Annotated in this window: 9 protein-coding genes and 1 pseudogene; 5 read left to right on the top strand and 5 right to left on the bottom strand. The window is 54.2% G+C overall.

Annotated features, from left to right (window positions below):
* Positions 1-7: 7 nt before the first annotated feature.
* From pepT to AC4G46_RS30885, 4 genes are all read right to left on the bottom strand, one after another.
* Complete coding sequence (gene pepT, locus AC4G46_RS30900) at positions 8-1,240, bottom strand: peptidase T (RefSeq protein WP_491125985.1); 1,233 nt, start codon at positions 1,238-1,240, stop codon at positions 8-10.
* 225 nt (positions 1,241-1,465) lie between these two features.
* Positions 1,466-2,110, bottom strand: coding sequence for a sortase (locus tag AC4G46_RS30895; RefSeq protein WP_491125984.1), 645 nt, complete (start codon positions 2,108-2,110; stop codon positions 1,466-1,468).
* A 20-nt stretch (positions 2,111-2,130) separates the two neighbouring features.
* Positions 2,131-3,231 (bottom strand): hypothetical protein, encoded by a 1,101-nt coding sequence (locus tag AC4G46_RS30890; protein WP_491125983.1) that lies wholly within the window; start codon positions 3,229-3,231, stop codon positions 2,131-2,133.
* 477 nt (positions 3,232-3,708) lie between these two features.
* Entirely contained in the window at positions 3,709-4,725 is a 1,017-nt protein-coding gene (locus AC4G46_RS30885; RefSeq protein ID WP_491129020.1) for an LLM class flavin-dependent oxidoreductase, read from the bottom strand.
* 372 nt (positions 4,726-5,097) lie between these two features.
* On the opposite strand from AC4G46_RS30885, the gene AC4G46_RS30880 reads away from it, so the two are divergent.
* The 5 genes and pseudogenes from AC4G46_RS30880 to pgmB form a co-directional block, all read left to right on the top strand.
* The gene (locus AC4G46_RS30880; protein WP_068721949.1) at positions 5,098-6,102 is read left to right on the top strand and encodes a LacI family DNA-binding transcriptional regulator; all 1,005 of its coding nucleotides are present in this window, start codon (positions 5,098-5,100) and stop codon (positions 6,100-6,102) included.
* 519 nt (positions 6,103-6,621) lie between these two features.
* On the top strand, positions 6,622-8,046 hold the full coding sequence (locus tag AC4G46_RS30875; RefSeq protein ID WP_491125982.1) for an ABC transporter substrate-binding protein: 1,425 nt from the start codon (positions 6,622-6,624) through the stop codon (positions 8,044-8,046).
* A gap of 209 nt (positions 8,047-8,255) precedes the next feature.
* On the top strand, positions 8,256-9,371 hold the full coding sequence (locus tag AC4G46_RS30870) for a carbohydrate ABC transporter permease (protein WP_491125981.1): 1,116 nt from the start codon (positions 8,256-8,258) through the stop codon (positions 9,369-9,371).
* Positions 9,372-10,463: a carbohydrate ABC transporter permease gene (locus tag AC4G46_RS30865; RefSeq protein WP_491125980.1), complete on the top strand. Its 1,092-nt coding sequence runs from the start codon at positions 9,372-9,374 to the stop codon at positions 10,461-10,463.
* 25 nt (positions 10,464-10,488) lie between these two features.
* Positions 10,489-13,395: pseudogene (gene pgmB / locus AC4G46_RS30860) on the top strand (beta-phosphoglucomutase); the annotation flags it as partial.
* A gap of 1,401 nt (positions 13,396-14,796) precedes the next feature.
* On the opposite strand, the gene AC4G46_RS30855 reads toward pgmB, so the two are convergent.
* Entirely contained in the window at positions 14,797-15,774 is a 978-nt protein-coding gene (locus AC4G46_RS30855) for a LacI family DNA-binding transcriptional regulator (protein WP_491125979.1), read from the bottom strand.
* Positions 15,775-16,106 lie beyond the last annotated feature (332 nt).

Below are 16,106 nucleotides of genomic sequence, written 5' to 3'. Positions count from 1 at the left end.
GTGGCAGTTAAGCTTTTTGCTCAAACAGCCGGGCGATTTCTACGATTACCTTTACAGCTTTGAGCATGACATCGACCGAAGCGTACTCAAATTTGCCGTGGAAGTTCTCCCCGCCAGTAAAAATATTCGGCGTAGGCAGTCCCATATAGGACAGCTGCGAGCCGTCGGTGCCGCCGCGGATGGGGCGGATTACCGGTGAAATGCCGAGGTTTTCCATCGCCTCGTGGGCGATGTCGACGATATGGCGGACCGGTTCGATTTTTTCACGCATGTTGTAGTATTGGTCGTTCATCTCCAGCAGTACATTTTCATCGCCGTAGGTGGATTTGAACTCTTCGACAATGGCGGAAATATTCGCCTTGCGGTTCTCGAAGCTTGCTCGGTCAAAGTCACGGATGATATAGGCCAGCTTACTCTGCTCCGCCGTTCCCTGCATGGAGATCAGGTGGTAGAAGCCCTCATAGCCGTCTGTGAATTCAGGCGCTTCGCCGGCAGGCAGTCTGAGATGGAAGGCCATCGCGATTTTGGAGGAGTGCACCATTTTCCCCTTGGCGGTTCCGGGGTGGACGTTGACGCCTTTGAAGGTGATTTTGGCGGCAGCGGCGTTGAAGCTCTCATATTCCAGCTCACCAAGCGGTCCCCCGTCTACAGTATAAGCACAGGATGCGCCAAAAGCGGTGACATCGAACTTATGCGGCCCGCGTCCGATTTCCTCGTCCGGGGTGAAGGCCACGCGGATTTTACCGTGCTTGATTTCAGGGTGGGCGATCAGGTAAGCCATAGCGGTCATAATTTCAGCGATTCCGGCCTTGTTGTCTGCGCCAAGCAGCGTTGTGCCGTCTGTGGTAATCAGCGTATGCCCTTTGTATTCAGGCAGCTCCGGGAAGCTGTCCGTGGACAAGACAACATTCAGCTCCTTGTTCAGCACAATATCGCCGCCGTCATAATTTTCGACGATTTGGGGCTTAACGTTCGCTCCGGTAAAATCCGTAGCTGTATCCAGATGGGCCAGGAATCCGATCGTCGGCACTTCCTTGTCCGTGTTCGCAGGCAGGGTAGCCATTACATAGGCATGCTCGTCCACCGTAACCTCTGTTAATCCCAGCTGCAGCAGCTCGTCCACCAGCTTGCGGGCCAGCTCCATTTGCCCCGGGGTAGACGGGCAGGTATCGCTATCCTCATTGGACTGGGTATCCATCTGCGCATACGACACAAACCGTTTAATCAGTTCATCCTTCATGGGTAGTTCATCTCCTCTTCATCTAAAAACATATAAGTATAGGATACCCTATACCTGAGCCTGATAATTGCCGCAAAAACAGGCTGCCCGGGGTAGCCGGTACAGCCGCTGCTTCTGCTTGCCGCAGTACTATATTATCATGTTCCGGGCGGGGACTCATCTTTAGCAGGAGGACTGCCTGATGGGGGGGGTGCCCGCGGCCCGGTGCCGTTCTGCTGCGGCACTTTATTTCCTTTTGACCAATGCAGCAGACAATAGATACCGCTCCGGTGCCGGACCGGCATAACCGAACGGATAGCAGGTGATTAGCGTAAGCACGGGGGTGCTGCTCGGCTTGATCGCTCCCCGTTCCTCCCCGTCTACGATCGTGCTGCCGCTCACCTCATAAATGAATGTTCCGTCCACCGTCTCTACTTCTATTAAATCATGTTTCTTAAGGCTGCCGATTCCGCGGAATACGGTATCCCGGTGTCCGGCGAGTACGCTGTTACCGTCCGCGCCGATTGCTGCGCTTCCGGCATAATGCCCTGCGCCCTTTTTTAGCTGCGCCCGCTGCGTACCCTCGAGGATAGCGACCCTCCGCTCCAGCGCCGGAAAATAAATCTCCCCGATGATCTCCCCGTCGGTATACTCCGGCTCACCACTTTTTGTTACCGGGGGGAGAGAAACCATGCTTGGCGGTAAAGGGGTTTCATCCTCCTGAATGACAGGCAACAGGGCTTCCTCCCTCTTTTTGTCCCATGCTTCGAGTGCCTCGCGGGCTTCCGCAGGTGCTTTGAGGATCTGGAATGCTGAGTATAGCAACACGCACAAAGAGAGTATGAAGATCAGACGCACGGCGGCAATGATAATCCCCGGACGCTGCTTCATACTCTCTCCTCCAGCCTTTGTTATTTCTTCGAATTCAGTCTGCGCAGCAGGATGATACTAATAATAGCAACCGCCATACTAATCAGAATCAGGTTATACCAAGGTTCTGCAGTATCAGGCAGTTCATCGCCGCCTTCCGGTCCTGAGAGCGGAAGCTCATCATCACCGATAACGACCTCCTGATCCGGAGAAGGTGCTGCGGTGCTTCCGGCATCCACACTGCCTGGGTCCGGAGTCGGTGCAGCTTCGCCGTTATCCCCATCTCCCTCGCCAAGCGGAACAGGCGGAGTTGTGACAGTCACCTCGCTGCCTCCAGGCGTAGCCGCTGGAGTGGCAGATGGACTGGCAGTTGGAGTAGCCGATGGCACAGGAGTCTGAACTCCTCCCGGATAAGCGGTGGCATCCGGAGTTTGGGATGGTGCTGCCGTCGGAATTGGACTTGCCGTTGGTGTCGCCGTTGCTGTTGGTGTTGCCGTTGCTGTTGGTGTTGCCGTTGCTGTTGGCGTTGCCGTTGCTGTTGCCGTTGGAGTCGCCTCAGGCGTATTGACAGGCCCTCCGGTAGGATCCGGTGAAGCGGAAGGGGCCGGGCTGGCTGTTGAAGACGGCTCTGGTGAAGCGGATGGCGACGGGCTAGGTCCAGGTGTCGGCTCCGGAACAGCAGAAGCAGTGAAATTAAAGGCCACACTGACAGCCTTGCCCTGAAACTCATTTCCTGCTTCAATAGGGAAAACGACATCCATCCGGATGGTTTCCCGGCCTCCTCCCGGAAGTGTGCCGATGGCCACTCGTCCCTCCGCTTTGCTCATTACTCCTGAGTAGAGCGTTACTCCCTCTTTTTGCAGCTTCATCTGCAGGATATCATACAGTTCGGCGTCTCCCGAAACAAGTTCGAAATCCACAAAATAGTCAAACCGCTCTGATCCTTCGTTAATAACCGTATATTCTGACGAAACTGCATCTCCCGGCTGCATATTGTTCATCGCCGTTGTGCTTGTTATTTGCGAGTTGACAGTAAGCTTGATCGTATCCTCAGCGCTTACTCCTCCGGCATGCCATACAACACCGGTTATCACTAATAAAATATACGCGCCAATTATAGCGATAGGAACCTTTCTTTTCACCCGCCGCCCCCTTTCTTCTGGAACTCCGCGCTGTTCCCGCGCATCTCGACAAAAAACCGCCCGTAATCCGTTAATTCTTGCAGGTCTGTCGAAATGAGTGGTATTTTGGAGTACTACTACCATTGAGCTGCCTTGAATTAAGAGTCCGAATACAAATCACGTTAGATGTGTAATGCTAAAGTATGTATGTTCGTTATAACGAATAACTAAAGTATAATCAATAAAGGGTATAAATAAAAACGTTAAAAATACCCGTATATATTTAAATTAAGTTCTTTGAAGCAAATTACGAATAGTTTTCTTTGTGTAACTGCCTCGTTATGATTATTTCTCTGGTTTTCACTATTTTTAATGTATTTTATTGAGAACATAGATAGCGGCAGAATATAAAAAAAAGCAAGACAATGATTGAAGGGAACTTAAAAAGGTTCCATTACTTCATCATTGTCCTGCTGAGTCATTTGAGATAATGCGGATTTAGCTTTCTTTTATAAGCTCTGCCACCAGTTCGTAGGAGCGCAGCCGTGCGGTATGATCGTAGATCTGGGAAGCGATGATCCATTCATCCGCACCGGTTTCTTCAAGAATCTGCAGAAGGCGCTCTTTGATGTAGGCTTTATCTCCCGCAATGGAGTATTTCTGCTTATCAAGCAGCATGGCTCTTTCCTGCGGCGACCACAGCGGCTCCATGTCATCAACCGGAGGCTGGAGCTTGCCGGTACGGCCCCGGATGATGTTCAGGAATTGCTGCTGCTGGGAAGTGGCCAGCCAGCGTGCGGCCGCAGTTGTATCGGCGGCGGTGATGCCGAGGCCGACCATAACATGCGGCTTGTCGAGTACAGCCGACGGTTTGAAGCTGCTGCGGTACAGATGCAGAGCCGGCAGCAGATAGTCCGGAGCGAAATGGCTGGCAAAAGCGAACGGCAAACCCAGCTGGCCGGCCAGCTGGGCGCTGAAGCCGCTGGAGCCAAGCAGCCAGATCGGCACATTCAGCCCTTCACCCGGAGTGGCACGCACGCCAAGGGGGCGTGAACCGGCACCGTTCGGGTCGAAGTAGGCTCTGAGCTCGCTTAGCTGCTCAGGGAATTCGCTGCCGTCGCTGCCGAGGCCGCGGCGCAGCGCTCTTGCCGCAGCCTGGTCGGAGCCTGGCGCTCTGCCGAGGCCCAGATCAATCCGCCCGGGAAACAGCGACTCCAGCGTTCCGAACTGCTCGGCAATCATCAGCGGTGCGTGATTGCTTAGCATAATTCCGCCTGAGCCTACGCGGATGCTTGAGGTTCCGGCAGCCACATGGCCGATGACGACAGAGGTGGCCGAGCTGGCGATGCCGGTCATATTATGATGCTCCGCCAGCCAGTAGCGGTGGTAGCCCCACCCTTCAGCGTGGCGTGCCAAATCCAGTGTATTTTGCAGTGAATCCGCCGCTGTTCCGCCCTCAACAATCGGAGCGAGATCCAGCACGGAGATTGGGATATCCCGCAGTTGCTTCACAATAACCCCTCCAGTAATGAGAATTAAGCAATTTATAAGCTTACAGCAGTATTTGCAGCTATAAATAAATCTACCCTGAAATTATAACATGAAATAATATTATTTACACACTTTAAGTAAGCTTGTGGCAGCCGGGAAGTGAGTATAGAGCTGTCTGATAAGCTTTTCATAAAAAACCTGCAGAAAAGGGACTACATCCGGGTGTGTACGGCTAAAAACCGGGAGGATAAGGATGAACATCCCTTGCAGGAACTCGGTTAAAGGCTGAATACTAACAAAATAATGTTGTAAGCGCTGTATTTAGGCTATTGTAAATTAGCAGAGCGGCTGCTATAATCGCTTTGAAAAGCTTTTCTAAAAAAAGGAAGTTAGTCTATGAAACCAACCATTAGAGATGTCGCCAGAATGGCAGAGGTGTCGATCAGTACGGTATCCCGTGTGATGAATGCGCCTGAGACCGTCGTGCCGAGCAAGCGGAACAGGGTGATAGAGGCTATCAAGGAGCTGAAGTATCAGCCCAATGCGTTTGCGCGCGGCCTGATTTACAAGAAATCCAATACGCTGGGTCTGCTGATTCCGGATATTGAGAACCTGTATTTTGCCGGAGTAATCCGCGGAATGCAGGATGCCTGTATCAAGCTCGGGTACAGTCTGATGATCTGCAACACCGACCGCGATATGGAGCGTACACTTTCTTACATGGATACGTTCCATGAGAAGCAGGTGGATGGAATTGTGTTCGCCAGTGATATGCTGCACCCGGAATATTATGAGAAGCTGACGGGCTTCAGAATTCCGTTTGTGCTGGTATCCTCACATTCCGACGAATACGAAGTTCCCTCCGTCGAGGTGGATGATGAGCTTGCCGCCTATGATGCTGTGAAGTTCCTGATCGAGCTGGGTCATAAGGAGATCGGGATGATCGGGTTCAATCACGATAACTCAGTGTCAGGCCCGCCGCGTGCTGCCGGGTTCGTAAGAGCGCTGACAGAATTCGGCCTGGAGCGGAATACCGGCAAGATCAAATACGCCAACCACCGTTTTGAGCATGCCTATCAGGCAGCGCATGAGCTGTTCAGTGAGTACCCGGAGCTTAGCGCTGTATTCTGTGTAGCCGATGAGTTTGCGATGGGTACGATTTCGTATCTGAAGGACCGCAATATTCTGGTGCCGGGGCAGGTATCGGTCATCGGGTTCGACAATCTGCGGATGTCCGGGATGTTCATTCCGAAGCTGACGACCATTGCACAGCCGATCTACCAGCTTGGCTACCGGGCCGCAGAGAAGCTGCATGAACTGCTGACCACAGGCAATGTTGCTGTAATGAAAGAGCAAATGGAGCATAAGCTGATTGTAAGAGAATCTTCACGGGAAAAATAGGCGTTAACCGCATACCCATGAAACGCCGCTGCAGTTATCGTAAATCCGATGGCCTGGCTGTTTCCATCTTAATGTGAAAAGCTTTTCATACCCTATACCGCCAATAATGACCGCTTAAAGTAAGCTGTTTCCTCACTATTCATAAGCTTTTATCTTAACTCCGGCATGGATAAAAATGTGAATACCTCCTTCTGTTTCAGAATCCGTAAATAATAAAAATTCAAAAACAAAAAAAGACAAACGAATCCAAAGAACATTATTGGAAACGCATACATTATATGCTAATATGGAAATGTAAGCGCTATAATTATGTAGGCATCAATATTTATGAACGAAAAGCGGCTGGCAGAAGCCGGCTGAACATCAGCCAAGGTTTCGTTCAAGAATCAAATAAAACAGTTTAGCCCATTCTGAAAACCTTTGCAAGGAGGTGGATCAGCAGCTGTAACGGTGCGGATTCCGGAAGAGGCCGGAGCCTATGCAATCTCTAAATACCATTATAAGGGGATGTATGTGCAAATGAAAAAGACTCCAGGACGTAAGCTGTCACTTGCGATGGTGCTGTGTTTATCGTTCACGATGATGCTGAGCGGATGCGGCGGAAACAACAGCAATAATTCGGCGCCAACCGATTCGCCGGCTGCAACAGCAGCACCTGCTGCTGATAACAACAAGGAAAACACACCTACAGCAGAGCCTGCGGCTGCAGGATCTCCGCTTGAGTTAGCGATGAAGGGTGAATACAAAGGAACCAAGGTCACGATGTTCGGGCCGTTCGTAGACGCTGACCAGGTGAAATTTGAGAGCAGCATCAAGGAGTTTGAGGAGAAAACCGGGATCGACATCCAGTATGAGGGCTCCAAAGAGTTCGAGGCTACCATTAATATCCGTGTTGACGGCGGCAATGCTCCGGACATCGCCGATTTCCCGCAGCCGGGACTGCTCGCTTCCATTGCCAAGACCGGCAAGGTAGTGGACCTGACCGGAGTTCTGGATCAGGAGAAGCTTAAGGGTAATTACAACCAGAGCTGGCTGGATATGTCCACAATGGACGGCAAGGACGGCAAGATTATGGCCGGGATCTGGAACCGCAGCAATGTGAAGAGTCTTGTCTGGTACCCGAAAAAGCAGTTTGACGATGCAGGCTATACGATTCCGCAGACGTGGGATGAGCTGATGGCCCTCACCGAGCAGATTGCCAAGGACGGCGATCCGGCCTGGGCGATCGGGATTGAGAGCGGTGCAGCCACCGGCTGGCCGGCAACAGACTGGGTTGAAAATATTATGCTGCGCACAACATCGCCTGAGAATTATGACAAATGGGTCAGCGGTGAGCTGCCGTTCACCTCTCCTGAAGTGAAGAATGCTGTAGAGATTATGTCGAAGATCTGGCTTAACGAAGACTATGTGTACGGCGGTACCAAATCCATCGTAACAACCGCATTCGGCGATGCGCCGAAGCCGATGTTCGACAATCCGCCAAAGGCCTGGTTCAACCTGATCGGTAACTTCATCACCAGCTTCTTCCCGGAAACGGCCAAGGTGGACGTGGATTATGACTGGTTCTACCTGCCGCCGATCGATGAGCAGTACGGCAAGCCTGTACTTGTTGCAGGCGATATCTATGCCATGTTCAACGACCGTCCTGAAGTGCGTGCGGTTATGGAATTCTTCACCACCGGCGAATCCATCAAGAGCTGGGTGCAGTCAGGCGGCGTAATTGCCCCAATGAATGATGCTCCGCTTGACTGGTACCAGTCCGATTCCGACCGGCGGATGGCGCAGCTGGTGCAGGACGCTTCGACCCTGCGGTTTGACGGCTCTGACCTCATGCCGGGCAAGGTGGGTGCAGGTACGTTCTGGAAGGGCATGACGGACTATGTAAGCGGTACGGCCACACTGGATCAGGCGCTGGAGCAGATTCAGTCGGGCTGGAACAACTAAGGCCGGACACGGCGGGCTGTAGAAAAAGGCTATCACAATGAAGAGGGGCGGACAGCAAAGGCTTGCAGCCTGCCTCTCTTTTTCTAAATATAAGAATTTATATGTTTTACGCTATCAATAATCCTTATATTTCTCGCAGAAACGGTTACCGTCCCTTAAAGGACCGCATGGGCGTTTCTACTTGTCTTATAGGAGCAGGAGGAGCTAATATGGATGCGCAAATAAAAGCAAAGCCTGGGGTTGGTGGTACGCAGGCCAAGCAGAAAATCAGCGTCAGGGCAGTGCTGCTATCACTGGGTGTGCTGCTGGCGAACATTGTGGTGAACGGGCTGATCTTCCTCTTTTTCCGTGACTCCACGCTTAATCCGCTGCTGACTGCCGTGCTGGCTGTGCTGTGGGGCGTGCTGGGCGTTTATCTGATCTATTACACCCTGACCTGGGCGGCTGAGCAGTATCCGGATCACATCCGCAGAAGGGTGCTGCCGTTTATTTTCGTCGGGCCGGCGGTGCTGATTCTCGGCTGGCTGCTGATCCTGCCTGCGCTGCGGACGCTGTATTTGAGCTTTTTTAACGCTTCCTCGGAAAAGTTTGTAGGCTTCGGCAATTATGCGGCGATCTTCAGTGACCGGCTGATGGCTACCGCGCTGCGCAACAACCTGCTGTGGGTATTTGTCGGAACGCTGGCCTGTGTGTGCCTGGGGCTGCTTATTGCCATTCTGGCCGACCGCAGCAGCTACGAAAAAATCGCCAAATCGATCATTTTTATGCCCATGGCTATTTCCTTCGTGGCCGCAGGCGTCATCTGGAAGTTTGTCTACTATTATCAGCCGGGCGATGAGCAGATTGGTCTGCTGAATGCGATGGTCACCTTTTTCGGCGGCGAACCTCAAGCTTGGACGAGTATGCTGCAGCCGTGGAACAACTTTTTCCTCATTGTCATCCTGATCTGGATGCAGACGGGGTTTGCGATGGTTATTTTTTCGGCAGCGATCAAGGGGGTTCCCGACGATATTCTGGAGGCCGCACGCGTTGACGGCGCCGGTGAAATCAAGATTTTCTTCGGCATTATGATCCCGTTCATTTCCACTACCATTCTGACGGTTACCACCACCATTATTGTGTTTACATTGAAAATATTTGACGTCGTCATGGTGATGACGGGAGGTCAATATGATACAGAGGTTGTTGCGACACAGTTCTACCGGCAGTTTTTTATGTACCGCAATTTCGGGTACGGCTCGACGCTGGCCATTGTGCTCCTGATCGCAGTACTGCCTGTCATCCTGATTAATCTGCGCCAGTTCCGCAAGCAGGGGGGATTCTAAATGGTCGGTAAAAAGAAAAGAAAAGGCGGCAAGACCCTCGTTAACATCGTCCTTGGCGTCATCTGTTTCCTCTGGCTGCTTCCGACACTGGGGCTGTTCATTTCCTCCTTCCGTCCGGCGGCAGATATTCTGCAGACCGGCTGGTGGAAGGTGTTCCCCCATCAGGAGTGGACGGCAGGCGAGACAGTGCAGCTGTCCAAGGATGTGGATCTGCGCGAACCGATTGAGGTGAACGGCAAGACCTACAGTGATGATGAGTTAAAAGCGGGCGTGAAGGCGGACGGCAGCCGCCTGATCTGGGAAAACCGCCGGGCGCGCACCGTTAATGTGCAGGAGCAGGGCTGGGAGACGGTTCCCGAGCTGACGCTCGACAATTACAACAATGTCCTGTCCGGAAAAGAGTACACGCTGAAGGAAGCGGACGGCAGTGAAACGAAGCAAAAGGGCACGGGCCTATCCCAGGCCTTCTGGAATACGCTGACGATTGCCGTGCCGGCGACGGTCATCCCGGTGCTGATTGCCTCTTTTGCCGCTTATGCCTTCGCCTGGCTGCGGTTTCCGGGCCGCAAAACCCTGTTCGTCATCATTATTGCAATGCTGGTCATTCCGATTCAGGTTGCGCTGATCCCGGTGCTGAAGGATTACACGGCGCTGGGGCTGAACGGCAGCTATCTGGGGATCTGGCTGGCGCATACCGCCTTCGGCCTGCCGCTGGTTACTTATTTCATGTACAACTTCATCAGCCAGCTGCCCAAGGATTTGTTCGAGTCAGCTTTTATTGACGGTGCGAGCCACTTTACCATATTCAGCAGACTGATTCTGCCGCTGTCCGTTCCGGCGCTGGCTTCCATTGGCATCTTCCAGTTCCTCTGGGTATGGAACGATTACCTGGTGTCGCTGATCTTTATCGGCAACCAGCCGTCGGTGCAGGTTATGTCGATGAAAATCGCCGATCTGGTCGGCTCGCGCGGCAACGACTGGCATCTGCTGACCTCGGCTGCCTTTATCTCGATGCTGATGCCGCTGGCGATTTTCTTCCTGCTGCAGAAGTATTTTGTCAGAGGGCTGATGGGCGGTTCCGTGAAAGGCTAACTGCGAATGGAGGAGAAGGACAGTCATGAAGATGAAGCCGTATGAGCATCCGCCCGCGCTGTACCCGTACCGGGAATGGAGTCTGGGCGAGGATACCTATGAGGAGGAGCATAATCAGCGCAGCGAGAGTGTGTTCGCGCTCGGCAACGGCTATATCGGGATGCGCGGGAACTTCGAGGAGGGCTATCACGGGACGGCCGGCACCACGGTGGCCGGCAATTATCTGAACGGATTCTACGACTCGGAGCCGATTATATATCCGGAGGGTGCTTACGGGCTGCCTGCGGTCAACCAGTCGATGCTGAATGTGACGGAGGCACGGATTATCGGGCTGGAAATTGGGGGCCATGCGTTCCGGATGGACAGCGGAAAGGTGCACAGCTTCCGGAGGTGGCTGGATATGCAGACCGGTCTGCTGCACCGCGAGGTGGAGTGGGAGTCGCCCGCCGGGCAGCGGGTGAAGCTTGCGATCCGGCGTATGGTCTGTCTGCGGCACAAGCATCTGGCCGCGATCGATTACGCCGTGACGGCGCTGAATTTCGCCGGCACGCTGCAGTTTGTCTCGGCGCTGGACGGGGAGATCCGCCGGGCCGAGGCCAGCGCTGATCCGCGGCTCGGCTCCGGCGGTGCCGAGCCGCGCCTGCAGCTGGAGGACAGCGGCTATGATGAGGCCGCTGGGGTGCTCTGGATGCGGCAGCGGACGCGGCATACGCGGTTTGCGCTGCTGACGGCGGCCAGCCACAGGCTGCAGGCGGGGGCAGGCCGCGAGACGGAGCAGCAGCTGGAAGGGCAGCGCATCTCAGTCAGCCATGCGGCCGAGGTGCAGTGCGGGGAAACCGTTAGATTAACCAAATATATAACGTATCACACCTCGAAGGATTACCCGGAGGAGGAGCTGCGGGAGCGGAGTGCCGGTGTGCTGGAAATGGCGGAAGGCTGCGGATTTAACGGGCTTGCCGATGAACAGCGCGCCTATCTTGATCAGTTCTGGGCACACACTGATGTGGAGATCAAGGATGATCCGGCGCTGCAGCAGGGCATCCGCTTCAATCTGTTTCAGCTGCTGCAGTCCACCGGCCGGGACGGCGTGACCAACATTGCCGCCAAGGGGCTGACCGGCGAAGGGTATGAGGGGCATTATTTCTGGGACACGGAAATGTACATGCTGCCGTTCTTCACCTACACCCAGCCGGAGATAGCCCGGAGGCTGCTGGAATTCCGCTACGCCACGCTGGATAAGGCGCGGGAGCGGGCGGCGGAACTGTCACAGAAAGGAGCGCTGTATCCATGGCGCACCATTGACGGAAGCGAGAACTCCGCTTACTTTCCGGCGGGAACGGCCCAGGCGCACATTAATGCCGATATTGCCTACGGGATCAAGCAGTACGTACAGGCGACGGGAGATGCGGATTTCCTGGTCAGCCAGGGAGCGGAAATCCTGTTTGAGACCTCGCGCTTCTGGGCAGACCTGGGGTTCTTCAATCCGGCGCGCGGCGGAGCCTTCTGTATTCACGGGATCACGGGCCCCGACGAGTACACGGCAATTGTGAATAATAATGCCTACACCAACCTGATGGTTCAGGATCAGCTTAACTATGCCTATGAGACGTCCCTTCTGCTGGAACGGGAGTATCCGTCTGATTATGAACGGCTCCGGCAGGCGGTCGGTTTAACTGGCGGGGAAGCGGAAATGTGGAAGGAAGCCGCTGACCGGATGTTTATCCCCTTTGACGAGGAGCTGGGCATCTATGCCCAGGATGACACCTTCCTGAGTAAGCAGAAATGGGATTTTGAGCATACGCCTGCAGATAAATACCCGCTGCTGCTGCATTTTCATCCGCTGGTGATCTACCGCCATCAGGTGCTGAAGCAGGCGGATCTCGTTATGGCCATGTTCCTGCTTGGAGATAAGTTCCGTCTGATCGATAAAATCCGGAACTATCAGTACTATGAGCCGCTGACGACCCATGATTCCTCGCTGTCGCCCTGCATACACAGTATTATTTCGGCCGAGATCGGCGATCTGGCTGCGGCGTACGGCTATTTCGACCGTACAGTGCGGATGGATCTGGACGATATTAACCGCAACGCCAAGGACGGGCTGCATATGGCTGCAATGGCCGGATCGTGGATGTCAATTGTGAACGGGTTCGGCGGCCTGCGGCAGTTGGGCGGAATGCTGTGCTTTGATCCGGCGCTGCCGGAGCAGTGGCAGAGCTTCCGCTTCAAGGTTACCGCCCGCGGCCGGCTGCTCGATGTCTTCATCGGCAGCGAAGCAGTGGTCTATACACTGCTGGAAGGAGAAGAGCTGCAGATCAGGCACAGAGGCCAGGCTGTGCTGCTGCTTCCGCAGCAGGCGTTGAGCCTGCCGCTGGCCCGGCAGCTGGAGGCGGTGATCTTCGATCTGGACGGCGTGATCACGGATACCGCCGAGCTGCATTATCAGGCCTGGCATATGCTGGCCGATGAGCTGGGCATCCCGTTCAGCCGGGCGAAGAATGAACGGCTGAAGGGTGTCAGCCGCATGCAGTCGCTGGACATTGTACTGGAGGACAGCACGCTTAAGCTTACGGCTGCTGTGCGGCTGGCGCTGGCGGAGAAGAAAAACGCCAGCTACAGGCAGCAGCTGGAGCAGCTGACACCGGCAGATGTCCTGCCGGGCATCCCGGAGCTGCTGGATTCCCTGGCGCAGCGCGGCATCGCCTGCGGCCTGGCCTCGGCCAGCCTGAATGCGCCGCTGATTCTGCAGCGGCTTGGCATCGCCGGCCGGTTCCAGGCCATCGCCGATCCGGCGGCGCTGCAGCAGGGCAAGCCCGATGCGGAGATCTTCCTCACCGCAGCGGAGCTGCTTGGAGTCCCGCCGCGCAGCTGCATCGGTGTAGAGGATGCGGCGGCCGGCATCGCCGCCATCAAGGCCGCCGGCATGCAGGCTGTCGGCATCGGCAGCCGGGCGCAGCTGGGCGCAGCCGATCTTCTCCTGGCATCCACCGCAGAGCTGACGGTAGAGAAGCTGCTGGCACTGTTCGGAGATAGCGGGCAGGGAACGAGGGAGTAAGTTGGAGTAAGTAACGGTAAGGTGGAAAGGAACAGTGAGTACGAGTAAGCAGGACTAAGGCTGTAAGGAGCAGTAAGGAGCAGCATATAGTGCTGGACAGTAAGAGGCAGCACTGGGCAGCGCTAAAGATGATATAGCAGCACCAAGCATTACTATATGAAGAATCAATTAGTAGATTAAAGAGCCAGCTGTCCACCTGCTTGTGGAGGGCTGGCTCCTTGTTTACATACGTTACTCATAATAAACACACATCGCTCCGTAAAATACAAAATGTCACTCCGAAATAAAAACATACGTCGCACTGTCATGCTACTTTGCTGATTTAATCCGCGTCATCCTCTCGTTCATCCCTCCCGATCATCCCCTCCATCCTTTTTTTTGCAGCTTCCTTCCCCTGCTCACCGGGAGATTAGTTGGAAATTTGGCACTTAATCTGTCGCTTTCGGATTGTTTAAGAAAACTAAGTGGATTTTCGACATCTAAATTGGCCGGTTTTCTGTTTTTGTGGTGTGATGTGAGCTATTAAGTGGCGTTTTTCCACTTAGTTTTAGTATGGGCGGGGAAACAGGAGAATTAGGTGGCGATTTTACACTTAGATTCTAAGGAGAAACGGAAGGGGAGGCCGAACAGGCCGTTTCAGCATACATTCACCCGTTGGAGCGTTGGTTTTCCGCCTGAAACAGCGGAGTTATGTCGATTCCCTGCTGCTGAATGAGCCAAAACCATCCTGCTAACGGCTCCCGTCACTTTTACATCCCCGCTCATTAGCCGCTGCAGTCCATTTGGCCTCCGCTGCCGGTTTCTGAGTCTCCCAAGCACTTGCGCAAACACCCTGTTACGCAGGCAACCACTCCTAATTATTAGGAGTGGTTGCGATATGTACGACTAAATATCATATGCTGTCGAAGTAAGCAGAGGTGTGTCATATCCAGTACATTTGCGGATAGATCTAACAGCGTCTGTAACCCGGACGTTGAGAGGGGCTGGATACCTCTGGCGTTGTAAATAATCCCTCATTGCTCCATCAGCCCGCCCGCGCCCCGTCTGCCAGATTACCCCGCATCAGCCGAACTGGCGCTCCTCCCCAGGATTACCCCACATCAGCCGAACTGGCGCTCCTCTCCAGGATTGTCCCGTATCAGCCGAACTGGCGCTCCTCTCCAGGATTGTCGCGCATCAGCCGAACTGGCGCTCCTCCCCAGGATTGTCCCGCATCAGCCGCCCCTCCGCCCCTCTGCAAGATTCTCCCTCATCAGCCGGGCCGCAGTCTTCCAGCCCCTAAGTCGTCGCCCCTTCCTCCAGCTCGACGGGAAGGACGTACTGCGGGGAGACCGGGCTGCCGTGGACCTGGCGGATGATCAGCTCGACGGCCAGCTTGCCCATGGCCTCAATCGGCTGGCGGATGGTGCTGAGTGCCGGCCCGAGCATGCTGCGCAGGGTAATGCCGTCATAGCCGACAATCCGCACATCCTCCGGCACCCGCCGTCCGTGCTCGCGGCAGGCTTTGAGCGCATAAGCCGCGATGATATCGCTGCCGGCGAAGATGCCGTCCGTGCCGGGCTGTTCGCGGAACAGCTGTGCCAGCAGCCGCTCATAGGCCTCGACATCGAAGCTGTTGTCATCCGTATGCAGCAGGGTATACGGAATATTATGCGCCCCGGCTGTAGCAGCGAATGCCTCAAAGCGGAGCCCTGACAATATGTTGAGGCCGGGATGACCGCCGATATGAGCCAGCTGCCGGCAGCCTTTTTCAATCAGAAGAGTAGTGGCAAGCACGCCGCCCCGGTAGTTGTCGGAGCAGACGTAAGGGATGCCCGGCGAAATCTGCCGGTCGAAGGTGACGAGCGGCAGATTCATCTGCTGGTAGGCCTCTACCTCCAGCGTGTGGCTGCCCATAATGATGCCGTCAACCCGGCTTGCGCGCAGCATATCAATGTACTCCAGCTCCTTGTGCTTGTCCTGCCTGGAATTGCAGAGCAGCAGCTTGCAGCCGTTACGGTAGGCGTGCTCCTCTATGTAGCCGGTAAGCTCCCCGAAAAAAGGATGCGCAACGCTGGGAATAATCAGTCCGATAATATTCGACCTTGAACGGCTGAGTGAACGGGCCAGCTCATTAGGGCGGTAGTTCAGCTCGTCCATGGCCCGGAGCACCTTTTTCTTCAGTTCCTCGCTTAAATATCCCCTGTTGTTCAGCACCCGGGAGACGGTGGTGACCGAGACACCCGCTTTTAGCGCCACGTCTTTAATTGTAGGCATGTTAAGCCTCCTGTCCTGTGCGGTTCTTAGCAGCTTCATTCTATCGTGATGCCGGGGCCGGTGTCTATTTAAGACCGGTGTTTTTCGAAATATAAGAATGTATAAGTTGCACGTTATCATTAATCCTTCTATTTCACGCAGAAACCGATACCGTCCCTTATAGGACGACAAAAACCGTTTCTACTTGCGCTTTTCTTTATTTCAAAAATTAGTGTTTCACCCTATAATTAAAGATAAGAAAGTCATATAATTCCGCACAAATCATCTACTCTCTACCAGCCTATACATAAGCAGGATGTCCTGAACATAGTGGCTTTTAACGTTTTCCCGAA

This window comes from Paenibacillus sp. fava2 (genome assembly GCF_058313675.1).
This window is presented reverse-complemented; position numbering and strand designations above follow the sequence as displayed.

Coding starts and splice junctions, on each gene's coding strand:
- AC4G46_RS30865 (WP_491125980.1), top strand. CDS start 9,372: ATGGTCGGTAAAAAGAAAAGAAAAGGCGGCAAGACCCTCGTTAACATC.
- pepT (WP_491125985.1), bottom strand. CDS start 1,240: ATGAAGGATGAACTGATTAAACGGTTTGTGTCGTATGCGCAGATGGAT.
- AC4G46_RS30855 (WP_491125979.1), bottom strand. CDS start 15,774: ATGCCTACAATTAAAGACGTGGCGCTAAAAGCGGGTGTCTCGGTCACC.
- AC4G46_RS30895 (WP_491125984.1), bottom strand. CDS start 2,110: ATGAAGCAGCGTCCGGGGATTATCATTGCCGCCGTGCGTCTGATCTTC.
- AC4G46_RS30880 (WP_068721949.1), top strand. CDS start 5,098: ATGAAACCAACCATTAGAGATGTCGCCAGAATGGCAGAGGTGTCGATC.
- AC4G46_RS30875 (WP_491125982.1), top strand. CDS start 6,622: ATGAAAAAGACTCCAGGACGTAAGCTGTCACTTGCGATGGTGCTGTGT.
- AC4G46_RS30870 (WP_491125981.1), top strand. CDS start 8,256: ATGGATGCGCAAATAAAAGCAAAGCCTGGGGTTGGTGGTACGCAGGCC.